Below are 21,465 nucleotides of genomic sequence, written 5' to 3'. Positions count from 1 at the left end.
GGCATTTGAAACTATGTTGTGGGCGGCGGCAACATCCGTTTGAGACGAATGATGGTTGTCCATGCATTTCCTTGACCGACGCCTACCCCGCCCCGTCACGGATGCGCTGCGCGCGACGGTGCTCGAGGATCTGCCGGAACTTGCGCAGATCCATAATGCAGAACTGCGCCACAAGGCGATCGAGGCTTGGGCCTATGCATTGGCGGAAACGGATTTTCCGCGCGTTACCGCCATTCCCGGAGAGGCGACGCCCGGGGTCTTCGCGCTGAAGCGCGGCAGCCAGGCGACACATCTGCGCAGCGTAGCCCGAATCGCGATGGCGATTGCAGACGAGTTTGCGCAGGAATTCCCCGAAGCCGCGGTCAACCGCGACATCGTGCTGGCAGGCGCGCTGCTGCACGATGTCGGCAAAGCCTGGGAGTTCGATCCCGCCAACCGCAAGCGATGGGAAGCGGATAAATCGCAGGCCGGTTCGCCCGCGCTGCGCCACCCGGTGTACGGCGCCCATGTCTGTATCGCAGTCGGGTTACCCGAGGAGATCGCGCACATCGCACTCGGCCATTCCTACGAGGGCGACCTGATGCAGCGCAGCCTCGAATGCCTGATCGTCCATCGCGCCGACCACATGTGGTGGTCGATTGCGGGCGGTTTCGGCCTGCTAAGGGCGGAAACGGCGGGCATGCTCGAAGGGCGAAAAATAACGCCGCGCGGCTTGCGAACGGCGAAGAACCGGGAGGGACAGGATGACAACGGCGAAAGGGCTGACGCGGCGAGCTAGCCTCGGCCTGCTCGGCGCACTCGCAACCCCGTGGCTTGCCCGCGCACAGAGCGATTACCCCAACCGCATCATCAAGCTGATCGTGCCCTATGCAGCCGGCGGGAGCAGCGACGTTGTCGCGCGCTTCATCGCGGAGCGCATGCGCGACCGGCTGGGGCAGTCGATCGTCATCGAGAACCGGCCGGGCGCGGGCGCGATTGTTGGATCGCAATTCGTCGCGAAGTCGGCATCCGACGGCTACACGCTGCTGCTGGGCGGCGTATCCACCCATGCGGTGAACCCGCATCTGCGCAAGCTCGCACCCTATGACGGGATCAACGACTTCAGTTCGCTGGGGCTGATCGGCACCGGGCCTCTGGTGGTCTCGGTCAATCCGGGCGTGCCTGCCAACAACCTGCAGGAACTCATCGCCTACGGCAAGGCCAACCCGACCAAGCTCGCCTACGGTTCGGCAACGGGCGTGATTCTGCATCTCGCCGGCGAGCTGCTGAAGAACATGGCGGGGTTCGAGATGCTGCACGTTCCCTATAGCGGCAATGGACCGGCGCTGACTGACGTGCTCGGCGGACGGCTGCAGGTGATGGTCGACACAGTCAGCAACTCGGCGCCCTACATCGCCGACGGGAAATTGCGGCCCCTGGTCGTCCCATCGCGGCAGCGTACGCCGCTGCTGCCGGACGTGCCGAGTTCGGCCGAGGCAGGCTTGCCCAACTATCAGGTCGAGACGTGGTTCGCGCTCTACGGCCCGGCAGCCATGCCGGACGGCGTCGTCGCCAAGATCAACGCCGCACTCAATGCCCTGCTGCAGGAGCCCGACGCGGTCGGCCAGTTCACCAAGGTCGGCCTCGACCCGCGTCCGACAAGCCCGGCTCAAGCCGCTGCGCTGCTCAAGACGGAATCGGACAAGTGGGGAGATGTCGTCCGCCGGATCGGACTGCAGGTGGAATAGCTCCCAATCGACGGGTACGCAGGGTTTAGCGCCGCAGCGAGCAACGCGACGGCGTACAAAAGGAGTGCAGCCTCACGAGCTGCGCCAAAAGGAGGAAGCAGGCAATGAAAGCACTCGCAAGGATCGGCGTCATGGCACTCGCTCTCTGCGCCTCGCCTCATCCGGGCGCATCGTACGCCGCAGCCGACTCACTGCCCCAGGGGCCCACCGTTGGTGACCAGGACTTGTCGCCGTTCTACCGTTGGACCGGCGCTTTGCCCGAGAAGCCGGGTCTCATGCTGCGCGAAGAAGGAATACAAGATCAGCCCGAGATCGTTGCGGCCGCGACCGCCAGAAGAATTCTCTACACTTCGACAGATGCAAGGTGGCGGTCCGGCATCATTCCGATCAGCGGCACGCTCTATCTTCCGAAGCGACCCGCGCCGCAAGGCGGATGGCCGCTTGTTGCGTGGGCGCACGGCACGCTCGGCGTCTCCGACAGGTGCGCCCCATCCTGGAGCAGGCATCGGCCCCGCGATGGCGCGTACATCAACAATTGGCTGGAACAAGGTTTTGCTGTCGTTGCGACCGACTACCAGGGTCTCGGCGGCCCCGGCCCACATCCTTATCTCAATTGGGAAGCAGAGGGACGCTCGTTGCTCGATGCCGCAAGAGCGGCGCTCGGCCATTCGAACGGGCAGATCGCCAACGCCATCATCATTACGGGTCAGTCGCAAGGCTCCGGCGCCTCGCTCGGAGCGACACGTCTCGCGCCGTCCTACGCGCCCGACCTCAATATCAAGGCATCGATCGCAACCGGCATCGTTTCCCGGTTTCCCGACGCGGCCAAGAAGGCTTCAAGCGAACAGACTTTGGCGCGTTCATCTCCGCCGCAATACACCATTCTCATGATGATCGCCGGCGCTCTCCGGGACGACGCGATAAAGCCGGACGACCTAGTTACTGAAATGGGGAAGCCATTACTGCAAGCGGCCCGGGAGGGATGCACTGCAGAGCTTGGACAAATCGTTCGCAGCAACGGCCTGACCATGGCGAACAGCCTGAAAGATCCAGAGATCGCGGATCGTCTAGGCGCTGTCATAGAAATGAGTCCGGTTCGAATGCCGGTACCGGTCTTTCTCGCTACAGGTCTGGCCGACAAGCTGATACCGCCGCAACGCCAATATGCTGCGGTTGCAGCACTCTGCGCCGCCAACAGCAATGTGGTTTGGAAGACCTATGCCGGCGTGACCCACAACGGAACGGTCCATGCAGCCTACTCCGACGAACTTGCATTCGTTCAGGCCGCCCTGGCTGGAAGCCCGATCCAGTCCAATTGCGATTCGATTTCCGATCCGGGATCGCCGGGAGAGCCCCTACCCGGTTTCAAATTCAACGATTGATGGCTGGCCACGGAGAAGAACAATGCGCTCATTGACGCGAAGAACCATCGTCGGCTCAGGACTGGCGGCTGCGCTCTCTGTTTCGCCGTTGCTGCGGCGAGCCGAAGCGCAGACTTACCCGCAACGACCTGTAAAGATCATCGTTCCGTATGCCGCTGGTGGCGCCTCCGACATCATTGCGCGGCTGATTGCACCGGAATTGGAGCGTGCGCTGGGCCACCCCTTCATCGTCGATAATCGCGGCGGCGGCGCGAGCATGGTCGGTACGCAGGCGATCGCGGCCGCCTCTGCTGAAGGCGAGACCATCGGCGTTGTCGATAGCGCGTTTGTCATCAATCCCGGCCTGTTTCGCACCAAGCTTCCTTACAACACCAAGAAGGACTTTGCGCCGATCTCGCTCTTGGCGACCTCGCCTCTCGTTCTTGTCGTGCATCCTTCTGTGGCCGCTAGCAGCCTGCAGGAATTTGTCACGCTCGCCAAAGCTCAGCCCGGCAAGATCAACTTCGCCTCCGCCGGGCTTGGAACCGCGATTCATCTGGCCGGAGAGCAACTGCGACAGGCAGCGGAGATCGACATTCTTCATGTGCCGTATCGCGGAGGCGGGCCGGCCATCACCGATCTGATTGGTGGCCAGGTACAAATGACGTTCGGCACCGTCGCAGCGATTGCACAGCAGGTACGTCAGGGCCTGGTTCGCGCGCTGGCAGTTACGGGAGGCGACCGCGTCGCACAGTTGCCCGACGTACCCACAATGGCAGAGGCCGGTCTGCCGGCCGTCGACGCCATGCCGATCTTTGGCATGGTCGGCCCGGCGGCGCTGCCGCCTCCCATCATCGACAAGCTTGGCGAGGTCGCCGGCAAGGCCTTCAGGAGCGAGCCACTCCGGTCCAAGGTGACGGAACTTGGTTTTGTTTCTGTTGGCAGCTCGCCGTCGGAGTTTGCGGCGCGCATTGATGACGAAGTCGCAAAATGGACCCGCATCGTCGAGAAGGGGAATATTCAGCCGGGCTGACCTCTGTCCCTCACATACACCCAGTGAGCTGTCATGAAGATTACTGAACTCCGTGGCTTCAATCTTAGCTTCCCGCTAGCCGAGCCGATGGGAAACGCACTCAACCTGTTCCGGAAACGGGACGCGTTGCTTGTCCAGATATGCACGGATAGCGGCCTCGCCGGCTGGGGCGAGGCCGGCAATTCCCCTCACGCCGCCGGCGCCTTTATCCGCGCTCGGTTGGCCAAACTGATCCTGGGGAAATCGCCCGCCGAGTATGGCCGCCACTTTCAATCGATGTGCGGCGCGATCGGTTATGATCGGCGCGGCGCGGCGATGATGGCGATATCGGCTATCGATATCGCCTTGCACGAGCTTGCCGCGCAAATGCATGATATCAGCGTGGCGACGCTGTTGGGCGGGGCGGTACGCAACGAAGTGTTTGCTTACGCGAGCGGACCATTCGTGCGAACGCAGCCTGATCCCTACAGGGAATATCAGCGCGAGGTCGACCAGTATCTTGCGCTGAACTTCAAGGCCATCAAACCCCGGGGCGGCGTTGAGCCGAGAGCCGATGGCATCATGGCAAACGCGCTCCGCAGGCAGGTTGGCCCCGACATCGGCATCATGGTCGACATCAACCAGGGCTATACTGCAGCGGCCGCCATCCGCGCGGCAAAGTTCATGGAAGGCGCCGACCTGCTCTGGATCGAAGAGCCGGTTCAGCCGGAAGACATCCCGGGCTATCAATCCTTTGCGCGCGCCACGACGATCGCCACCGCTGGCGGAGAAGCACTCGGAAGCGTGCGCGCCTTTCGTGATTTTCTTGCCGCAGGCACCTTTGATATCCTTCAACCCGACCTTTCGATATGCGGAGGCTACAGCGGCTTTCGTCAAGTTTGGGCGCTCGCGCAAGCCTATGACCTGCCCATCATGCCCCATGTGTTTGGCACGGCCGTAAACTTCCACGCCTCGCTTCAAATGTCGGCTGTGCTTGAACCGCGCCGCGGCGGAGCTTGCGCCGCGTATCCATTCGTGGAGTACGACATGATGGACAACCCGCTTCTGCGCCTTGCCGGCACACCATCAGTTAACGGGCACGGCATGCTCGCGGTTCCGGATGGTCCCGGCACGGGGCTGGACTTGCAGCCCGAACAGCTTGAGCCATGGATCACTGACTCCTGGTCGGAGCATCTTTAGGAAAGATGCGCGGCCTCTGGAACGTTTATTCCGAGCGCAATATGCTCTCCGCAGTCGCGTCACAACGATCTGCCCGGCGCGATGTGTCCGCCGGCAGACGCTTCTCCTCATCGCGAACGACGATCCGATCTCGTTCAGAGGATGCTCCAGCAGGCCAGGTTGGAAGCCCCCAATTCCTACTGCTCACGACTGTCGTGCCGTGTCTGGAGATAATGTGCCGCCATGCGATCGGCGGTCGAGTCGCTGGTCCGCTACTTCGTGAAACCTACTACTGCGGAGGCACTGTTTTCGTACCTTCGTGCAGCTTAAGCGACGAAACCGAGCTATTTCGCGCTGATGGCAAAAAGTTGAGTTCAGGCATGTTGCCTGCGGGAGGGCGCCCCTGTCGCGGCCGGCGCTGTAAAACCGTGTAGGAACAGGTCCACCACCATGTCGGCGAATTCCTGCGGCTCGATGTCGCCTTTGGGATCGTACCAGGTGTGGCTGAAGTTGAGCATGCCGAACAACATCATGGTGTAGACCTTCTTCGACCGTTTGACGATCTTGCCCTCCGTATCGAGTCGGATCAGCAGATCCGAGATGGTGTCGACCAGCTGGCGCTCCAGCGTCTTTATGGCCTGCTGTTCGGCTTGAGCAAGGAAAGATAGATCGTTCAGGATCAGGCGCTGCTCGTTCGACGAGCGCGCGTTGAGCTCGACGATGGCGCGGATAGCGGCGCGGAAGCGGTCCACCGTCGTGGATTGGCGGGCCATCGCCGCTTCGACATCGGCGATCATCTGGCGGACATGCGCATCCAGGATCGCGAACAGGATCGCTTCCTTGGACTCGAAATAGTGATAGAGCGCGCCCCGTGACAGCTTGCAGGCGTCAGCCAGTTCCGCGATCGAGGCACGCATGTATCCCTGCTTGGCAAACAGATCGCAGGCAGCCGTCAGGATGCCGCGCTGAATGTCGTCGTAATTCTCCGAGCGCGTCCGGGCCATCCTAAGCTCTCAATTGTTCCGGCCACCGGCACCGTCCGATGCACCGCACTTCTTTTCCTACACCAACGGCCTAGCAAAGGCTTGCTGCCGTACGCTCAATCCACCGCAACCCAGAAGGTCGCTCGATCGAATTGACTTAGATCAAAAAATTGATTGAACGGACAGTCGGATTATAATATCCTCCTTCCCAAAGACAAGCCGGACACGTCGGCTCGAACTGGCGGCCGCGGCTCTCGGGAGGATTGGCTGTGAACCAGCAACGGGTGGATGTTGTGGTGATCGGTGCCGGCGCCGGTGGGCTTTGTGCAGCGGCCCGGCTGGCTCATGCCGGGCTACACACGCTTGTGATCGACGACAAGGACCGGATTGGCGGGCGCGCCTCAACTGAAGAGATCGACGGCTTTCAGGTCAATATCGGCGCGATCGCCATCGAATTCGGCGGGGTGTTCGAGGAGACTTTTCACACGGTCGGCGCCCCCCTCGACATCCGTGCGCCCGAACCCGCAAGTTCCTTCTTCATCGACGGCAAGCTGATCGATGTCGGCCGCGGCGGCTGGTCGCTGCTGCTTGGACAACTCACCAAGCAGGCTTCGCGCATCCTGGAAAAATTCGCCGACGCCCGCTCCGGCAACCTGCCGGATGGGCGCCAATCAACCGAAGACTGGTTGAAGGGCTACACCAGCAACGCCACCGTACACGCCCTCTTCCGTAACCTTTGCGCGTCGATCTTCGCCTGCAACGCGGCCGAACTGCCGGCGCGCGCCTTCCTCACTTATTTCACCAGCAAGGGTGCATTCAAGCGCTTCGGCTTTTGTCCGCAGGGAACGATCGGCGTCTGGAATTCGCTGGCCTCGGTGATCAGACGCAATGGCGACATCTGGCTCGCGACGCCGGCGGTCAAGATTCACAGCAGCGGCGGCCGCGTCGACGGGGTCAGCGTCATGCGGGACGGCCGGGAGGTGCGGATCGATACCGACCTCATCATCAGCAATGCCGGTCCCAAGGCAACCGTCACGCTCGGCGGCGAAGCGGCGTTTCCGCCTGACTATGTCGAACGCGTGCGCAGGGACCTGCGCCCGGCCGCCAACATCGTCATCAATATCGCAAGCCACGAGCCGCTGATCTCGCACCCGGGCATCGTCACTTTTGGCAAGACGCGCCGGCTCTGCAACATGGCGAACCTCACCGCGACCTGCCCGGAACTGGCGCCGGCCGGCTGGCATCTTTATGTCGCTTATGCCGTGCCTGTCCCCGCACTCGGCGACTTCGACTCAGAAGCAGAAACCGCGCTGGCGCTGGAGGACCTGCGCGAGCAGTTTGCGAATTTCGACAAGGCAAAAATCCTGTCGATCCGCGTGATGCGCGACGATTGGCCGGCGCAACGAAGCTGCGCCGGTTACGATCTTCCACGCGAGACCGGGATCGATGGCCTGTGGTGCGTCGGCGATGCCGTCAAGCAATATGGCAATGGCGGTACGCAGGCGTGCGCGGAAACGGCCAAGCTGGTCACCGATGCGATCCTCGCCCGGCGGCCGCGCGTGCCGCTGGCCGGCTGAGAGCGCTGCGATGACCCTGGCAACCCAGACCCGCGCGATGGGAGAAGAAACGGCACCCGAGAGGCCCGCGCTGCTCGAATTCCGCAACATCCGCATCGTCTATGACGACGCGATCGAGGCGATCCGCGATGTGTCGATTGCCGTCCCCGAGGGCGGCATTGTCGCCCTGCTCGGCTCCAATGGCGCCGGCAAATCGACACTGCTCAAAGCAATGTCGGGCATTCTCCACACCGAGGAAGGCGCGATCGAGAACGGCGCGGTCCGCTTCCGCAACGACGAGGTGCACCGCCTCGCCCCCGACGAGCTGGTGCGGCGCGGCATCGTGCAGGTGCCCGAGGGCCGCCGCGTCTTCCCGGCGCTGACCATCGAGGAAAACCTGCAGATGGGCGGCTATACAAGGAGCAAGGCCGAGGCGCGCGAGCGGCGCGACAAGGTTTTTGCGCTGTTTCCCCGGCTGTTCGAACGCCGCGAGCAGATCGCGGGCTACATGTCTGGCGGCGAGCAGCAGATGCTGGCGATCGGCCGCGCCCTGATGACCGATCCGGTGCTGCTGGCGCTCGACGAGCCGTCACTGGGACTCGCGCCGCTCATCATCGACCGCATCTATGAGGTGATCGTCCGCCTGCGCAGTGAGATGAAGATGACGGTGCTGCTGGTCGAGCAGAACGCGCAGCGGGCGCTCGACATCGCAGACTACGCCTACATCCTGGAAACCGGGCGCGTCGTGCTTGATGGCACGGCGCAAAAGCTTTCCGCCAACGAGGACGTCCGCGAATTCTATCTCGGCGTTTCCTCCTCCGGCCGCAAGAGCCTGCGTGATGTCAAGCACTACAAGCGGCGCAAGAGGTGGCTGTCGTGACGGCGCTGCTCAGGGCCGAAATTCTCAGCAAGCGCTTTGGCGGGCTGCAGGCCGTCGCCGATGTCAGCCTAGATGTCGCTGCCGGCGAAATCTGCAGCGTGATCGGCCCTAACGGTGCCGGCAAGACTACGCTGTTCAACATGATATCCGGCGTGCTGCGGCCGAGCGGCGGCCGCATCGTATTCGACGGCAGCGACCTTTCGACCATCTCGCCCTGGCGCTTCGCCGCGATCGGCATCGGGCGCACGTTTCAGAATCTCGCGTTGTTCAAGCACGGCACCGTGGTCGAGAACATCCTGACCGGCAGCCATACCCATCTGCGCTCCAACGTGCTCCACGCCGTGCTGTATTTCGGCCGCACCCGGCGGGAGGAAATCGAGGCGCGGCAGCGCATCGAGCACATCATCGAATTCCTCGAGATCGAGCACATCCGTGACGCCGTGGTGGGAACACTGTCCTACGGTCAGCAGAAGCGCGTCGAACTGGCGCGTGCGCTGGCTTGCGAGCCAAAACTGCTGCTGCTCGACGAAATGGTTTCCGGCATGAACCAGGAGGAGACCGAGGATATCGCGCGCTTCGTGCTCGATATCCGCGACGAGCTCGGAATCACCGTGCTGATGATCGAGCACGAGATGCGGATCGTGATGGACATCTCCGACCGCGTTCACGTCCTCAATTTCGGCCGCAAGATCGCCGAAGGAACGCCCGCCGAAGTGAGGCAGAACCCGACTGTCGCGGAAGCCTATCTCGGCGGCCACCGCCCCGCGGCGCAGACCAGGGTGAACGCCTGATGTCGACGCTGGACACGATGCGAACGGTACACCCGCCGATGCAAGCAACCGCAAAAGCGGCCGCGCAATCATCCGGCTCCAGCCAGCTGCGGGTTGCGCTAAGGGATGCCGCCATCACCATTCCGCAGCTGTTGCGTCAGCGCGCCGCCCTGCATCGCGACAGGCTTGCGTTGCGCGAGAAGGAATACGGCATCTGGAATCCCTATTCGTGGAATCACTATTACGAGACCGCGCGTGCGGTCGCACTCGGGCTGATGTCGCTCGGCATCAAGCCCGGCGACCGCGTGGCGATCGCCGGCGAGAATACGCCTGAATGGTTCTATGCCGATCTCGGCACCCAGATGATCGGCGCTGTTGCGGTTGGCATCTACCCGACCAATCCCTGGGTCGAGCTGCAATACATCGTCCGCCATTCCGGCTCGCGCGTCATCATCACGGGCGATCAGGAGCAGACCGACAAGGTGCTCGACGCACTGGCCAACCAGGACGGCTTGCCCGCGCTCGAGGCCATTGTCTGCATCGACACCAAGGGCTTGCGCAACTACCGACAATCGCAGTTGATGTCATTCGAACAGCTCTGCGAGCGCGGCAGGACCTTTGCACGCGACAATCCTGATGCCGACGCGACGCTGGACCGCTTGATCACGCAAGGCGCGCCCGACGACGTCTGCATTCTCGTCTACACCTCGGGCACGACAGGTCCGCCCAAGGGCGCGATGCTCACCCACCACAACCTGATCTACGCCGCCTATGTCTATGCCGAGACGGTCGGCATCGCGGACAAGCCGTTTGAGGCGGTGAGCTATCTGCCGCTCTGCCACGTCGCCGAGCGCTGCTACGGGGCGGTGACGCAGCTTGTCCTTGGCGGCACCGTCAGCTTTGCCGAATCGATCGACACGGTGGCGCTCAATATCCGCGAGATCGCGCCGACCTTCTTCGTCGGCGTGCCGCGGATCTACGAAAAGCTGCAGCAGGGCTTTCTGTTCCGGCTCGGCGAAAGCGGCAAGCTGCGTCAGCGTTTTACCAATGCCTGTCTGGCCTGGGGCCGCAAGCTGTCGGACCGCCGGCAGGACGGATCGGAAAACTGGCTGCACCGTTTGACCTATGCAGCGCTGTACCTCCTGATGTTCCGCAACATCCAGCGCCATCTCGGGTTTGCCCGCAGCCGCCACCGGCTGTGCGCCGGCGCTTCGATCTCGCCGGAGACGCTGCGGTTCTTCGACATCATCGGGCGCCCGGTGTCGCAGGGCTATGGCCTGACCGAATCCGGCGGCGTCGCCTTCATCCAGACCGACAGCCACCACCGGCTCGGCGGCTGCGGCCTGCCGTTACCACACACGGAATGGAAGCAGGACAGCGACGGCGAGATCCTCCTGAAGAATCCCGGCGTCTTCAAAGGTTATTTCCTCGACGAGAACGCATCGACCGCCTCTCTCGAACCCGGCGGCTGGCTGCGTACCGGCGACATCATCGATGTCCTCGACAATGGCGAGATAGCCGTGGTCGACCGCAAGAAGGCGATCATCATTACCGCCGGCGGCAAGAACATCGCGCCTTCTGAGATTGAGAACGCGCTGAAAGACAGCGAGTTCATCAAGGAAGCCATCGTGGTCGGCGAGGCAAAGAAGTATCTCGGCGCCATCGTCCAGGTCGACTACGACAATGTCGGGCGCTGGGCGCGCGACAGGGCCCTGCCCTACACCAACTACAAATCGCTGTCGCAACTCCCCGCGGTGCATGAGTTGGTCGAGCGCATCGTCAACGAGACCAACAAGCGCTTCGCGCGGGTCGAAAACATCCGCCGCTTCGCCATCCTGGAAAAGGAGCTCGACCACGACGACGGCGAGCTCACGGCGACCCAGAAGGTTCGCCGCGCCATGATCGAGAAGAAGTTTGCGCGCGAGCTTGCCATCATTTATCCGGCGGAGGCCTGATGCAGTACCTTACGCAGCTCCTGATCTCCGGCCTTGCCATCGGTGCCATCTACGGCCTGATCGCGATGGGATTTGCGGTGATCTACAAATCCACTGGCCTGGTCAATTTCGCGCAGGGCGAGATGACCATGATCATCGCGTATATCGCCTGGACCATCTCAACCACGGCCGGCGGCAATTTGTTCCTGGTTTCCATCGGCGCGATCATCGCCGCGATCGTGCTTGGTCTCGTCATCGAGCGCGTGGTGATGCGCCCGATGTTGGGCGAACCGCTGTTCGCCACCGTGATGGTCACGATCGGGCTCGCGGTGATCCTACGCTCCTCGATCAATTTCATCTGGGACGCCTATCCGCACGGCCTCGATGTCGGCTTCGGCCGGGACATCGTCCGCCTCGGCGCCATCGGCATCCGCACCGGCCAGATCGCCGTCATCACGACATTGCTCCTGCTGCTGGTCGCCATCTGGGCGTTCTTCCGCTACAGCAAGTTCGGCGTCGCCATGCGCGCGGTGGCGGCCGACGACCGGACCGCGCTGTTGATGGGCATCAGCGCGCCGCGGGTGCATGCGGCGGCGTGGGCCGCGTCGTCGGTGATCGCAGGGATCGCCGGCGTGTTCTTCGCCATCTCCTACGATCTTTCACCTGCAATGTTCCAGCTCGGCCTGAAGGCATTTCCCGCCACCATCCTTGGCGGGCTCGATGCCGTGCTCGGATCCGGCATCGGCGGCCTCTTGATCGGCATCACGGAAAATCTCGCCGGCGGCTATCTCGGCTCCGGCATGAAGGAAGTCGCGGGCTTCGTCATGATCATCGTGGTGCTGATGATCCGCCCGTTCGGCATCTTCGGCGAACGCGATATCGAAAGGGTCTAGCCGATGCGCACCGGCGACTACAAACAAACCTACGGCGAACTCGTCGCGCTGGTCGACTCACCTCCGGTCTGGATGTGGTCGGCGGTGCTGGTCGTGGCCCTCATCGTCGCGCCCTACGCACTGAATTCCTACGCTCTCTCCTTTGTCACGATCATCCTGATCACCGTCGTCGGCGCGCTCGGGCTGAACATTCTTACCGGCTATACCGGACTGATTTCGCTCGGCCATGTCGGCTTTCTGGTCACCGGCGCCTACGCCTACGCCATTCTCGTCTCAAAATACCAGATGCCGCCATTGGTCGGCTTTATCGGTGCGGGTCTCGTTCCGGCGATCGCAAGCCTCATCGTCGGCGCGCCGTCACTGCGCCTGAAAGGACTCTATCTCGCTATCACCACGCTGGCGTTCTCCTTCATCATCAATACGGCAATCCTGGAAGTGCGCTGGCTCACAAACGGCGCGCGCGGCATCGCAGTACAGCGCCCGGAGCTACTCGGCATCAGTTTTGATGGCGATGCCGCCTTCACCCATCTCTGTCTCGGCTTTGCCATTGTAACCCTGTTCGCGACGCTCAATATTCGCCGCAGCCGGGTCGGGCGCGCTTTTGTTGCGATCCGCGATAACGACACCGCCGCCCGCGTCATGGGCATCAACTTGCATGCCTACAAGCTGCTTGCTTTCGTCACCTCCGCCTTCATCACCGGCATCGCTGGCGCGCTGTACGGCATCTACCTCTCTTTCGTCAGCGTCGAAGGCTTTCCGTTCCTGCTCAGCATCGAGGCGCTGGCGATCCTGATCGTCGGCGGCCTCGGCTCCGCGCTCGGCGCCGTGCTCGGGACCATCCTGATCGTGCTGCTGCCGGAGGCCACGCGGATCGTCTTCAGCCTGTTCAGCACGCAGATGGACGCGATGTTCTCGACCGGCGCGCAGGAGCTGAAGAGCATGCTCTACGGCCTCGTCATCATCCTGTTCCTGCGCTTCCAGCCGCGCGGCCTGGTCGGCGCGTGGCACGACATCAGGCGGACATGGGTGCACTGGCCGCTGCGTTACTGACCGGAAAATCAACAAACCAGGGAGGAAACAATGAAGGCATATCTGGCGACCGCGTCGCTGTTGCTCGCCGGGGCATTGTCCAGCAGCGTGGCGCTCGCCGCCGAACAGGGAATAACGGACACCGAGATTGTGATCGGCGACGTCGAACCCCTGACCGGACCGCCGGCGCTGCTCGGCGTCGCCGCCTCGATCGGCCACAAGATCGCGATCGCGGAGGCCAACAATGCCGGCGGCATCAACGGCCGCAAGATCAAATACGTCCTGGAGGACGACGGCTACGTCACCGCCCGCACCATCCAGGGCGTGAAGAAGGTCATCGACGTCGACAAGGCCTTTGCCCTGCTCGGCATTTCCGGCTCCGGACAATCCATTGCCGTGATGCCGGTGCTGGAAAAGTCCGGGATTCCAACCGTGATCGACGTCGCTCCGGTCAAATTCCTGTGGGAGCCGCCGCGCAAGAACGTGTTCGTAGTCGGCCAGTCCTATGAGGAAGGCATCATCCATCTCGTGAACTATCTCGCGGACAAGAACCCCGGCAAGAAGTGGGGCCTGATCACGCAGGACGACGATTACGGCATCACCGTGCGCGACGGTTTTGACACCGTGGTCAAGGCCAAGAAGCTCAACGTCGTCTACAGCGGCAACTACAAGAAGGGCCAGCAGGACTTTTCGTCCGACATGCTGCAACTGAAAGGCTCCGGCGCGGACGTCTTCCTGGCCGGCGGCATCATCGCCGAGAACATCGCCATGATGAAGGAGCTGGAAAAGCTCAACGTGAAACCCGTGACCGGAATCTTCTGGCCGGGCCGCGTCGAGCCGGTGCTCAAGCTGATGGGTCCGGCAGGCGACGGCATCTATGCGGTGGATTATGTTGAGCCGTTCGCGAGTGCGGCCGGCAAGGCCTTTCTGGAAAAGGCAAAGCCGCTGGTGTCGGAGAACGAGTTCAAGGGCATCAACCGCTACACCATGACCGGCTATGCCGCCGCAAAGGTGCTGATCGCGGCGATCGAGCGCTGCGGCAAGCAGCCGACCTGGGCCTGCACCGTTTCGGAGCTCGAGAAGACCAAGAACGTCGAGACCGGCGTGATGGCGCCGATCAGCTTCGGCCCCGGCGTGCGCTTCTCGAACCAGAAGCTACAGATCATGCAGGCGGATTTTTCGACGCTCAGCTTCAAGTCGGTGAACTGAGGCGGCCATGAAGGTCCTGATCGTCTACGCCCATCACGAAGCGCAGTCATTCAATGGTGCCCTTCTCGCGCGATCGGTCGATGTGCTGACCGCGTGCGGGCATGAGGTCAGGATCTCCGACCTCTACACCATGCGCTTCAATCCGGTGGCCACCGCCGACGACTTCCGCGAGCGGCGGTTTCTCTCTGTGCTGCAATACGACCGTGAACAGAAGCATAATTACCAGAAGAGCAGCCTGAGCGATGACATCGCAGGCGAGATCGAGAAGCTGCTTTGGTGCGACATGCTGATCCTGCAGTTTCCGCTCTGGTGGTTCTCGGTTCCAGCCATCATGAAAGGCTGGATCGACCGCGTCTTCGTCAATGGCGCGGTTTATGGCGGCGGCCGCCGCTATGACACCGGCGGACTCAAAGGCCGGCGCGCCATGGTCGTGACCAGCACCGCAGCCTATCCCGATATGTGCGCCGCAGACGGGTTGGTCGGCGCGCTCGATGTCATCCTGTGGCCGATTCAGAGCGGTGCACTGGCCTACGCGGGCTGCAAGGTGTTGCCGCCGTTCGTGTCGTGGTCGGTCAATTTCGTCGCTGAGACCGTGCGGCGGCGCTATCTCGATGAGTATGGAACCAGACTGCAGCAGATCGAGACGACGGAGCCGCTGTTCTTTCATTCCTTGCAGGATTTCGGTCCGAACTGGCGACTCAAGCCCGGCGTCACACCGCGAGCGGTCGGTCAGGGAAAAGCGGTCGCCCCATAGAAGTGGTTAAGTCCGCGCCTACATCCGCTTGGCGACTTCTTCGAGCATCACCTCGGTGGCGCCGCCGCCGATGGTCAGCACGCGGGCGTCGCGCACCATGCGCTCGATCGGCGTTCCCCGCATGAAGCCGGTGCCGCCGTGCAGTTGCAGACAGCCATGCACGACCTCGTGCAGCACCTCGGGCGACAACGCCTTCACCATCGAGACTTCGCGCTCGCAGGGCTTTCCCGCCTCGGCCAGTTCGGCGGCGTGATACGCCAGTGCCCTTGCCGCGGCCGCCTTGGTCGCCAGCGTTGCCAGCTTCAGGCGCACGCCCTGCTGGTTCCACAACGGACCGCCAAAAGCCTGGCGGGTCTTCACATAATTCGTCGTCAGCTCGATGGCCTTGGCGCATTCGCCAGCGCAAATGCCGCCGATGCAGATGCGCTCGTTCTGGAACGTCTCCATTATGCCGTAGAAGCCGCGGTCCTCTTCGCCGACCAGATTTCCGGCAGGGATCCGCACGTCGTGGAACGCGATTTCGGCGGTGTCGGAGCAAAGCCAGCCATGCTTGTCGAGCTTCGCCACCGCGATGCCCGGCGTGCTGCGCTCGACGATGAACAGCGAAATGCCGCGGCTGCCCTTGGCGTTCGGATCGGTGCGCGCGGCGACGATCATGATATCGCCATAGACGGCATTGGTGATGAACATTTTTGAGCCGTTGATTATCCAGGTATCGCCATCTCGGCGCGCGCGCGTCTTCAGGCCCGCCACGTCGGACCCCGCGTCGGGCTCGGTCACGGCGATCGAACAGACAGCTTCGCCGCGAATGATCGCCGGCAGGTATTTTTGTTTCTGCTCCGCCGTACCGCGCAGCGTGATGTGAACGGCCGACATGTCGGTATGGACCAGGGTCGACGAGGTGAAGCCGCCGAAACTGGAACGGCCGAGCTCTTCGGCAAATACCATCGAGGCCAGCGGGCCCATATCGGTGCCGCCATATTCGGCGGCGTGGCGCATGCCGAGGAAGCCGAGCGCGCCCATGCGGCGAAAAATTTCGCGCGGGATCTTGCCGTCACGCTCCCATTGCTCGCCATGAGGTATCACCTCCTTCTCGACAAAGCGGCGTACTTGCTCGCGAAGCATCCGAAGTTCTTCCGAAAGACCGGGCTGCTCCGAGAAATGAAATTCGGCTTCGTTCGAATGGCGGGGATCGGCGGCCATGACGTTCATTGTGCTGTCCTCTCGGCCGAGATGTGAAGATGCTGACGCAAAAACCTTGCGAGTGATCCGATCGCCTGCTGCCCTTGCGGAATCTCGGAAAACATCTGGAAGACGTGGATCATGCCGTCCCAGACTTCAAGCCCGACATCGACGCCGGCAGCCCTCGCTTTGTCCGCCAGCATCGTCGAATCATCGCGCACCGTTTCGCGGTCGCCGACCTGAATGAGGAGCGACGGCAGTCCGGAGAGATCGGCGTGCAGAGGCGAGGCCAGCGGATCGCGCGGATCGCCCTGCTGGCCCAGATAGTTCTTCGCGAGCGCCAGGATCATCGCCCGCTGATGGATCGGATCGACCTCGGCGCGATTTTCGTAACTGGCGCCGGTTGCGGTGAGATCGGTCCATGGCGACATCAGTGCGGATGCAGCCGGCAGCGGCAAACCACGGTCGCGGAGGCTGCACATAAGGGCGAGCGCGAGATTGCCGCCGGCAGAATCGCCGGCAAGGGCGATATCGGCCGGCTTCAGGCCATGGTCGAGCAACCAGCGCCAGGCACTCAGGGCGTCGTCCAACGCGGCCGGAAACCGATGCTCGGGCGCGAGCCGATAGTCGATCGCCAGTACGCGACAGCCGCTCGCCTCGGCGATTTGCGCAATCAGGCCGCGATGCGACGCCACCGATCCGATGCGAAAACCGCCGCCGTGGAAATACAGCACCGCCTTGGCTGACGGCGCATGCGCCGGAACAATCCATTCACCGGAAATGCCGCCGATGGAGAGAGCCTCGCAATGTACGCCGGTCACATTGCCAGCGAAGGCAGCGTCCCAATCCCGGCGCATCTGCGCGACTGGCGTATCGCGGTTCCAGCTCCGATAGACCGCGCGGATGCGCGCGATCGCCTGGTCGAGCGGATTTATCACGATCTGTTCGCCGGCGCGGATCATGCACTTAGTCCCATGCCGCCGGAAACGCCGACCGTCTCGCCGGTGATGTAGGCGGCCTGATCGGAGGCGAGGAAAAGTGCCGCCGCGGCAACCTCCTCGGGCTCGCCGAGCCGGTGCAGCAGCGTCGCTTCCGTCATCGCGTGAAGCAATTTGTCGCCGCCTTTGGCCACCGCCTGCTCCAGCATCGGCGTGCGGATCGGCCCCGGCGCGATCGCATTCGCGGTGATACAAAAGCGCGCATTCTCCCGCGCGATGCTTTTGGTGAACGCGATGACGCCCCCCTTCGCCGCGGAATAGACCGCGCCACCTCTCGAGCCCAGCCGGGCGGCCTCCGAAGTGATATTGATGATGCGGCCGAAACCAGCTGCCTGCATCGCCGGCAAGGCGGCATGCGTGCACGCAAAGGCCGAGACGAGATTGATACCGATCAGCCTTGCCCAGTCCTGCGGCGTGGTGTCGGTGAAGAAGGCATGCTGGTCGACGCCGGCATTGTTGACGATGATATCGAACGGGCCGTGTTGCGACATCATCGCACCCACCGCGGCGGCATCGCTGACGTCGAGCTTCGCCGCGACGGCCCCCACCTGCCCGGCCAGCGCGGTGGCGCTAGCCGAATCTAGATCGCCGATCGCGACCCTGGCGCCGGCTTCCGCAAAGCTCCGCACGATCGCCGCGCCGATGCCGTTCGCGCCGCCGGACACGAAGGCGCGGCGGCCATCCAGCCGTCCGAAAGCCAGTGTGCTCTTGGCGGACATTTGCTAGCGTCCGGTAAATTTTGGCTTGCGCCGCTCGATCACGGCGGCAAGGCCTTCGCGGGCATCGGCCATGCCCGAAAGCTCGGCGACCGTGCGCGCTTCCTCCGAAAGGCATTGTTCGACGCTTGTGCCGGTCCCGGCCCAGACCAGACGCTTGGTCGCAGCCAGCGCCTTTGGCGCGCCGGCTGCCAGTTCTTTGGCCAACGTCAGCGAAGCAACGGCAAGCTCGCCATCGGGCACGACCTTCGTGACGATTCCCATTTCCAGGGCTTCCGCCGCCGAGATCACGGGATTGATCAAGAGGATCGACATTGCCCGGCGCAGGCCGACCAGCCGCGACAGCGTCACCGACACGCCGGCATCCGGCGCCATGGCCACGCGCGTCGCGCCGGCAAGAAATTTTGCCGACTCCGCGGCGATCACGATATCGGAGGCGCAGACCAGCCCAAAACCGCCGCCGCCCGCCGCAAACCCCTGCACGGAAGCAATCACCGGCGCCTCCAGCCGCAGCAGGCCCGTCACCGCGTTCTGCAGATAGGCCGTCGCCTGACGAATATAATCCGGCAGCTTCTCGCCTTTGGACGCAAAGGCGCGAACGTCTCCGCCCGCGCAGAAATTGGCGCCCTCACCCGACAACAGCACCACGCGCAGATCCGGGTGGCCATGGCAGGTCATGATGGCGTCGCACAGCGCGCTCAACAATTCGGCGCTCATGCCGTTCGCCACATCCGGCCGGTTAAGCCGCAACCTCGCGATGCCATCGCTGATATCGAGCAGAACCGGAGCCTTGTCGGTCATCGCCGTCTTCTCCCGAGATCAGATCAGGAAGGAAAGCGTGAACAGCGCTTTCTCGTTGTTGACCAGCACCACCTTCTTGTAGGCCATCCGCAGCTCGCCATCGACATGGCGCAGACGATACTCGTTACGTGCGGCCCACACTGTGTCGTCACGCAGGCTTGACTCGAAGATCATGCTGTTGCTGGCGACCGATATGTCGCCGCCCGGCTGCCGGTCCAGAAGTTCGATGTTGGAGACGAGCCGCCGCAGCCGCGATTGCGGCGATTGGGTATGATGCTTGCCCGTCATCAACTGCCTGACGCGCAAGGCGATGCGCGAGCGATTGTCGTAGATGATCGACATCTCCTTTTCCGGATCGATGTCAACGCCGTTGGCCGGCACCCAGTAGACCCCGTCGTCGGTCCACAGCGCTTCCCAGGCCTCATATTGATGCTCGTCCTGAAAGCGCGCCTCCCTGTAGATGAAGGCGGTGACGGCATTCAACAGCGTGGCGTCGCTCTCGCGCGACAGCATCAGCGCGCCTCCATCAATTCGCGATAGTGACGCCAGATTCCGCGCGAGGGAATCTCGTCGGTGACATGGCCGACCTTGTAGCCGTGCTCGTCGGTGCGCTCGCGCTTCTCGCCGCGGCCGAGGTAGATCCATTCCGGGTTGCGCGCCAGTACGCCGCGGTGGCAGCGCTCGTACATTTCGGAATCGTCGGCCAGCAGGAAACCGGCGGGGCCGACCGAGCCCATGGTCTGCTGCCGCAGGCGGCGGTTCAGGTCGGGAGCGCTCTTGAACTGCAGCGCGGTGACGTGCTGCACGCTGTCGTCGACGGCGAGCGGCTGGATCACGAACATCTGGATTTCGGCGATGAACAGGTTTGGGAAGATCATCACATGCGGCGTGCCGTCGATCATGATCTCGCGCGCTGCCTTGTCGCCATAGGCCGCATTCATGCGCGCGGCATAGTCCGGCAACCGCTCGGCCGTTGTGCCGAACCAGCTCATGGGCGCATCGCGCTTGCGAAACTCGGGGCGCAGGTCGATTTCGGTGTGGCCACCACCATAGTCGCGCGTCAGCGCGGTGGACGCGCCGCCATAGAGTTTTCCGATCGCGCTGTCGGCAACGCCGAAGATCGACGAGTGCACGAAGGCCGGATGATAACCATCGCACTCGTTCTCAAGGATGAATTTCCAGTTGGCTTTCACGCGGTGCTTGAGAAAACCTGCCGTGATCTCGACTTCCCCCTCCGGCGACGTGCGCACCAGGCGATCGATCGTCTCCGCGGCGCCTCCGAGATGTTCCTTCAATGTCGGCCCTTCCGCGGCAAAGGATCCGAACACGAAACCGCGATAGGATTCCACGCGGGTGACGCGGCCGAGCGCAAGCTGCGACTTGTCCTGGCCCTCATAGCCATCGGGAAATGCATAGCCGACCAGCCGGCCGTCATTGGCAAAAGTCCAGGAGTGAAATGGGCAGGTAAAGGAACGCGCGTTGCCACGGTCGTAGGAGCAGACCTGATTGCCGCGGTGCGAACAGCGGTTGAGCAACAGATTGACCCTGCCCTGCTCGTCGCGGGTCATGATGACAGATTGCGGGCCGATCGACTTGACGACGTAGTCGTTGGCGTTCGGCACCTCGCTCTCGTGCCCGACATAGACCCAGGTGCGGTACCAAATGTTCTGCAGTTCGGCCTCGAAGATCGCCGGATCGCTGTAGAGCGAGCCGTGCACCCGATCGGCGCGGATCAACTCCTTCCACTGCGACGCGCGCGGCATCACGTTCATCGCTGCTCCTCCCACACGCAGGCCAAGCCGCCGCCGTCCTCAGCGGGGTGCGCCGGCGCCATAAATAATCCGAACGACCGTTTAACTATTAGCACCGCCTATTGCCGCTTTCAAGCCCAATCAAGAAGCAGGATGCTGCTGCAATCCGGACCACGGTAATGCTGTGATGCATACCTTGTAGTTCGCGGCCGCGAAGCGGCGCGCGACGGCGGCTCCGATTGCGTCGCCGACTCCCACCAGCAACGCGACTCCAGGTTCCTGATTCATGGCCACCCTCTCCGGCCTTACCTTGGCGATATTGCACGGACGGTCTTGCGCTCGATCAGCGCGTCGGGGTCGCTTCAGACGGAGGACGCAGCCATCGTTCCGCGCGCATACGCAGCTCGTGTTTCAAGACTTTGCCGGTACCGTTTCGCGGGAGGTCATCGACCAGGAAGACGTGCTTGGGCTTCTTGTAGCCCGCGATCCCTCCTTGAGCGGTTGCGATCACATCCTCGATCGTCAACGGGCTGTCCGCCGGGCGTTCAGCTTCGGGCCGGGTAGCGGACGCTGTTGTTCTGCCCCCTCCTCCGGGATGGCTCGCCCTGAAGACGCATCTGACGTAACACTTGGACAAGAGCGTGCCAGTGCGGCGTTGAAGGGAGCGGGTCGAGGAGCCTCATAGGGAAGGCCTGTACGGTGCACAGGTCTTCGTTGTCTGAACAGGAGA

Annotated in this window: 21 protein-coding genes; 13 read left to right on the top strand and 8 right to left on the bottom strand. The window is 62.8% G+C overall.

Annotation, left to right across the window (positions count from 1 at the left end):
* Window positions 1-61: 61 nt before the first annotated feature.
* From V1292_RS16800 to V1292_RS16780, 5 genes are all read left to right on the top strand, one after another.
* A complete protein-coding gene (locus tag V1292_RS16800; protein WP_334373835.1) occupies window positions 62-778 on the top strand; it encodes an HD domain-containing protein in 717 nt (238 codons plus the stop codon).
* Window positions 744-1,727, top strand: a complete 984-nt coding sequence (locus tag V1292_RS16795) for a Bug family tripartite tricarboxylate transporter substrate binding protein (RefSeq protein ID WP_334373834.1) — start codon at window positions 744-746, stop codon at window positions 1,725-1,727. The genes V1292_RS16800 and V1292_RS16795 overlap by 35 nt, the downstream gene beginning before the upstream one ends.
* A 104-nt stretch (window positions 1,728-1,831) precedes the next feature.
* Window positions 1,832-3,109 (top strand): lipase family protein, encoded by a 1,278-nt coding sequence (locus tag V1292_RS16790; RefSeq protein WP_334373833.1) that lies wholly within the window; start codon window positions 1,832-1,834, stop codon window positions 3,107-3,109.
* 22 nt (window positions 3,110-3,131) lie between these two features.
* On the top strand, window positions 3,132-4,121 hold the full coding sequence (locus V1292_RS16785) for a Bug family tripartite tricarboxylate transporter substrate binding protein (RefSeq protein ID WP_334373832.1): 990 nt from the start codon (window positions 3,132-3,134) through the stop codon (window positions 4,119-4,121).
* 33 nt (window positions 4,122-4,154) lie between these two features.
* Entirely contained in the window at window positions 4,155-5,300 is a 1,146-nt protein-coding gene (locus V1292_RS16780; RefSeq protein ID WP_334373831.1) for a mandelate racemase/muconate lactonizing enzyme family protein, read from the top strand.
* 353 nt (window positions 5,301-5,653) lie between these two features.
* Here V1292_RS16780 and V1292_RS16775 read toward each other — a convergent pair whose 3' ends face one another.
* Complete coding sequence (locus V1292_RS16775; protein ID WP_334373830.1) at window positions 5,654-6,283, bottom strand: TetR/AcrR family transcriptional regulator; 630 nt, start codon at window positions 6,281-6,283, stop codon at window positions 5,654-5,656.
* A gap of 248 nt (window positions 6,284-6,531) precedes the next feature.
* On the opposite strand from V1292_RS16775, the gene V1292_RS16770 reads away from it, so the two are divergent.
* The 8 genes from V1292_RS16770 to V1292_RS16735 are packed head-to-tail and all read left to right on the top strand — an operon-like array spanning window position 6,532 to window position 15,287.
* Entirely contained in the window at window positions 6,532-7,839 is a 1,308-nt protein-coding gene (locus V1292_RS16770; protein WP_334373829.1) for a phytoene desaturase family protein, read from the top strand.
* Window positions 7,840-7,849: 10 nt separating this feature from the next.
* Window positions 7,850-8,698: an ABC transporter ATP-binding protein gene (locus V1292_RS16765; RefSeq protein ID WP_334373828.1), complete on the top strand. Its 849-nt coding sequence runs from the start codon at window positions 7,850-7,852 to the stop codon at window positions 8,696-8,698.
* Window positions 8,695-9,489, top strand: a complete 795-nt coding sequence (locus V1292_RS16760; protein ID WP_334373827.1) for an ABC transporter ATP-binding protein — start codon at window positions 8,695-8,697, stop codon at window positions 9,487-9,489. The genes V1292_RS16765 and V1292_RS16760 overlap by 4 nt, the downstream gene beginning before the upstream one ends.
* Window positions 9,489-11,423 (top strand): AMP-dependent synthetase/ligase, encoded by a 1,935-nt coding sequence (locus V1292_RS16755; protein ID WP_334373826.1) that lies wholly within the window; start codon window positions 9,489-9,491, stop codon window positions 11,421-11,423. Before V1292_RS16760 ends, V1292_RS16755 begins: the two co-directional genes overlap by 1 nt.
* Window positions 11,423-12,295 (top strand): branched-chain amino acid ABC transporter permease, encoded by an 873-nt coding sequence (locus tag V1292_RS16750; RefSeq protein WP_334373825.1) that lies wholly within the window; start codon window positions 11,423-11,425, stop codon window positions 12,293-12,295. Before V1292_RS16755 ends, V1292_RS16750 begins: the two co-directional genes overlap by 1 nt.
* Before the next feature lie 3 nt (window positions 12,296-12,298).
* Complete coding sequence (locus V1292_RS16745; protein WP_334373824.1) at window positions 12,299-13,345, top strand: branched-chain amino acid ABC transporter permease; 1,047 nt, start codon at window positions 12,299-12,301, stop codon at window positions 13,343-13,345.
* Window positions 13,346-13,375: 30 nt separating this feature from the next.
* Window positions 13,376-14,533 (top strand): ABC transporter substrate-binding protein, encoded by a 1,158-nt coding sequence (locus tag V1292_RS16740; protein ID WP_334373823.1) that lies wholly within the window; start codon window positions 13,376-13,378, stop codon window positions 14,531-14,533.
* Between the two features lie 7 nt (window positions 14,534-14,540).
* Window positions 14,541-15,287, top strand: coding sequence for an NAD(P)H-dependent oxidoreductase (locus V1292_RS16735; protein WP_334373822.1), 747 nt, complete (start codon window positions 14,541-14,543; stop codon window positions 15,285-15,287).
* 18 nt (window positions 15,288-15,305) lie between these two features.
* Here V1292_RS16735 and V1292_RS16730 read toward each other — a convergent pair whose 3' ends face one another.
* The 7 genes from V1292_RS16730 to V1292_RS16700 all read right to left on the bottom strand — a co-directional run bounded on the left by V1292_RS16730 (window position 15,306) and on the right by V1292_RS16700 (window position 21,372).
* Window positions 15,306-16,499, bottom strand: coding sequence for an acyl-CoA dehydrogenase family protein (locus V1292_RS16730; RefSeq protein WP_334373821.1), 1,194 nt, complete (start codon window positions 16,497-16,499; stop codon window positions 15,306-15,308).
* Entirely contained in the window at window positions 16,496-17,431 is a 936-nt protein-coding gene (locus V1292_RS16725) for an alpha/beta hydrolase (protein WP_334373820.1), read from the bottom strand. The genes V1292_RS16730 and V1292_RS16725 overlap by 4 nt, the downstream gene beginning before the upstream one ends.
* Window positions 17,428-18,186 (bottom strand): SDR family NAD(P)-dependent oxidoreductase, encoded by a 759-nt coding sequence (locus V1292_RS16720; RefSeq protein WP_334373819.1) that lies wholly within the window; start codon window positions 18,184-18,186, stop codon window positions 17,428-17,430. The genes V1292_RS16725 and V1292_RS16720 overlap by 4 nt, the downstream gene beginning before the upstream one ends.
* Before the next feature lie 3 nt (window positions 18,187-18,189).
* The gene (locus V1292_RS16715) at window positions 18,190-18,984 is read right to left on the bottom strand and encodes an enoyl-CoA hydratase/isomerase family protein (RefSeq protein WP_334373818.1); all 795 of its coding nucleotides are present in this window, start codon (window positions 18,982-18,984) and stop codon (window positions 18,190-18,192) included.
* 18 nt (window positions 18,985-19,002) lie between these two features.
* Entirely contained in the window at window positions 19,003-19,497 is a 495-nt protein-coding gene (locus V1292_RS16710) for an aromatic-ring-hydroxylating dioxygenase subunit beta (RefSeq protein ID WP_247514272.1), read from the bottom strand.
* Window positions 19,497-20,756 carry an aromatic ring-hydroxylating oxygenase subunit alpha gene (locus V1292_RS16705; protein ID WP_334373817.1) on the bottom strand — a complete coding sequence of 420 codons (1,260 nt, stop codon included), beginning with the start codon at window positions 20,754-20,756 and terminating at the stop codon, window positions 19,497-19,499. The genes V1292_RS16710 and V1292_RS16705 overlap by 1 nt, the downstream gene beginning before the upstream one ends.
* Before the next feature lie 322 nt (window positions 20,757-21,078).
* Window positions 21,079-21,372 carry an AMP-binding enzyme gene (locus tag V1292_RS16700; RefSeq protein ID WP_334373815.1) on the bottom strand — a complete coding sequence of 98 codons (294 nt, stop codon included), beginning with the start codon at window positions 21,370-21,372 and terminating at the stop codon, window positions 21,079-21,081.
* Window positions 21,373-21,465: the final 93 nt, after the last annotated feature.

The sequence above is a fragment of the Bradyrhizobium sp. AZCC 1719 genome (assembly GCF_036924525.1).
Classification (GTDB): Bacteria; Pseudomonadota; Alphaproteobacteria; order Rhizobiales; family Xanthobacteraceae; genus Bradyrhizobium.
The sequence above is the reverse complement of the archived record's forward strand: the minus strand, read 5'-3'. Positions and strand labels throughout refer to the sequence as shown.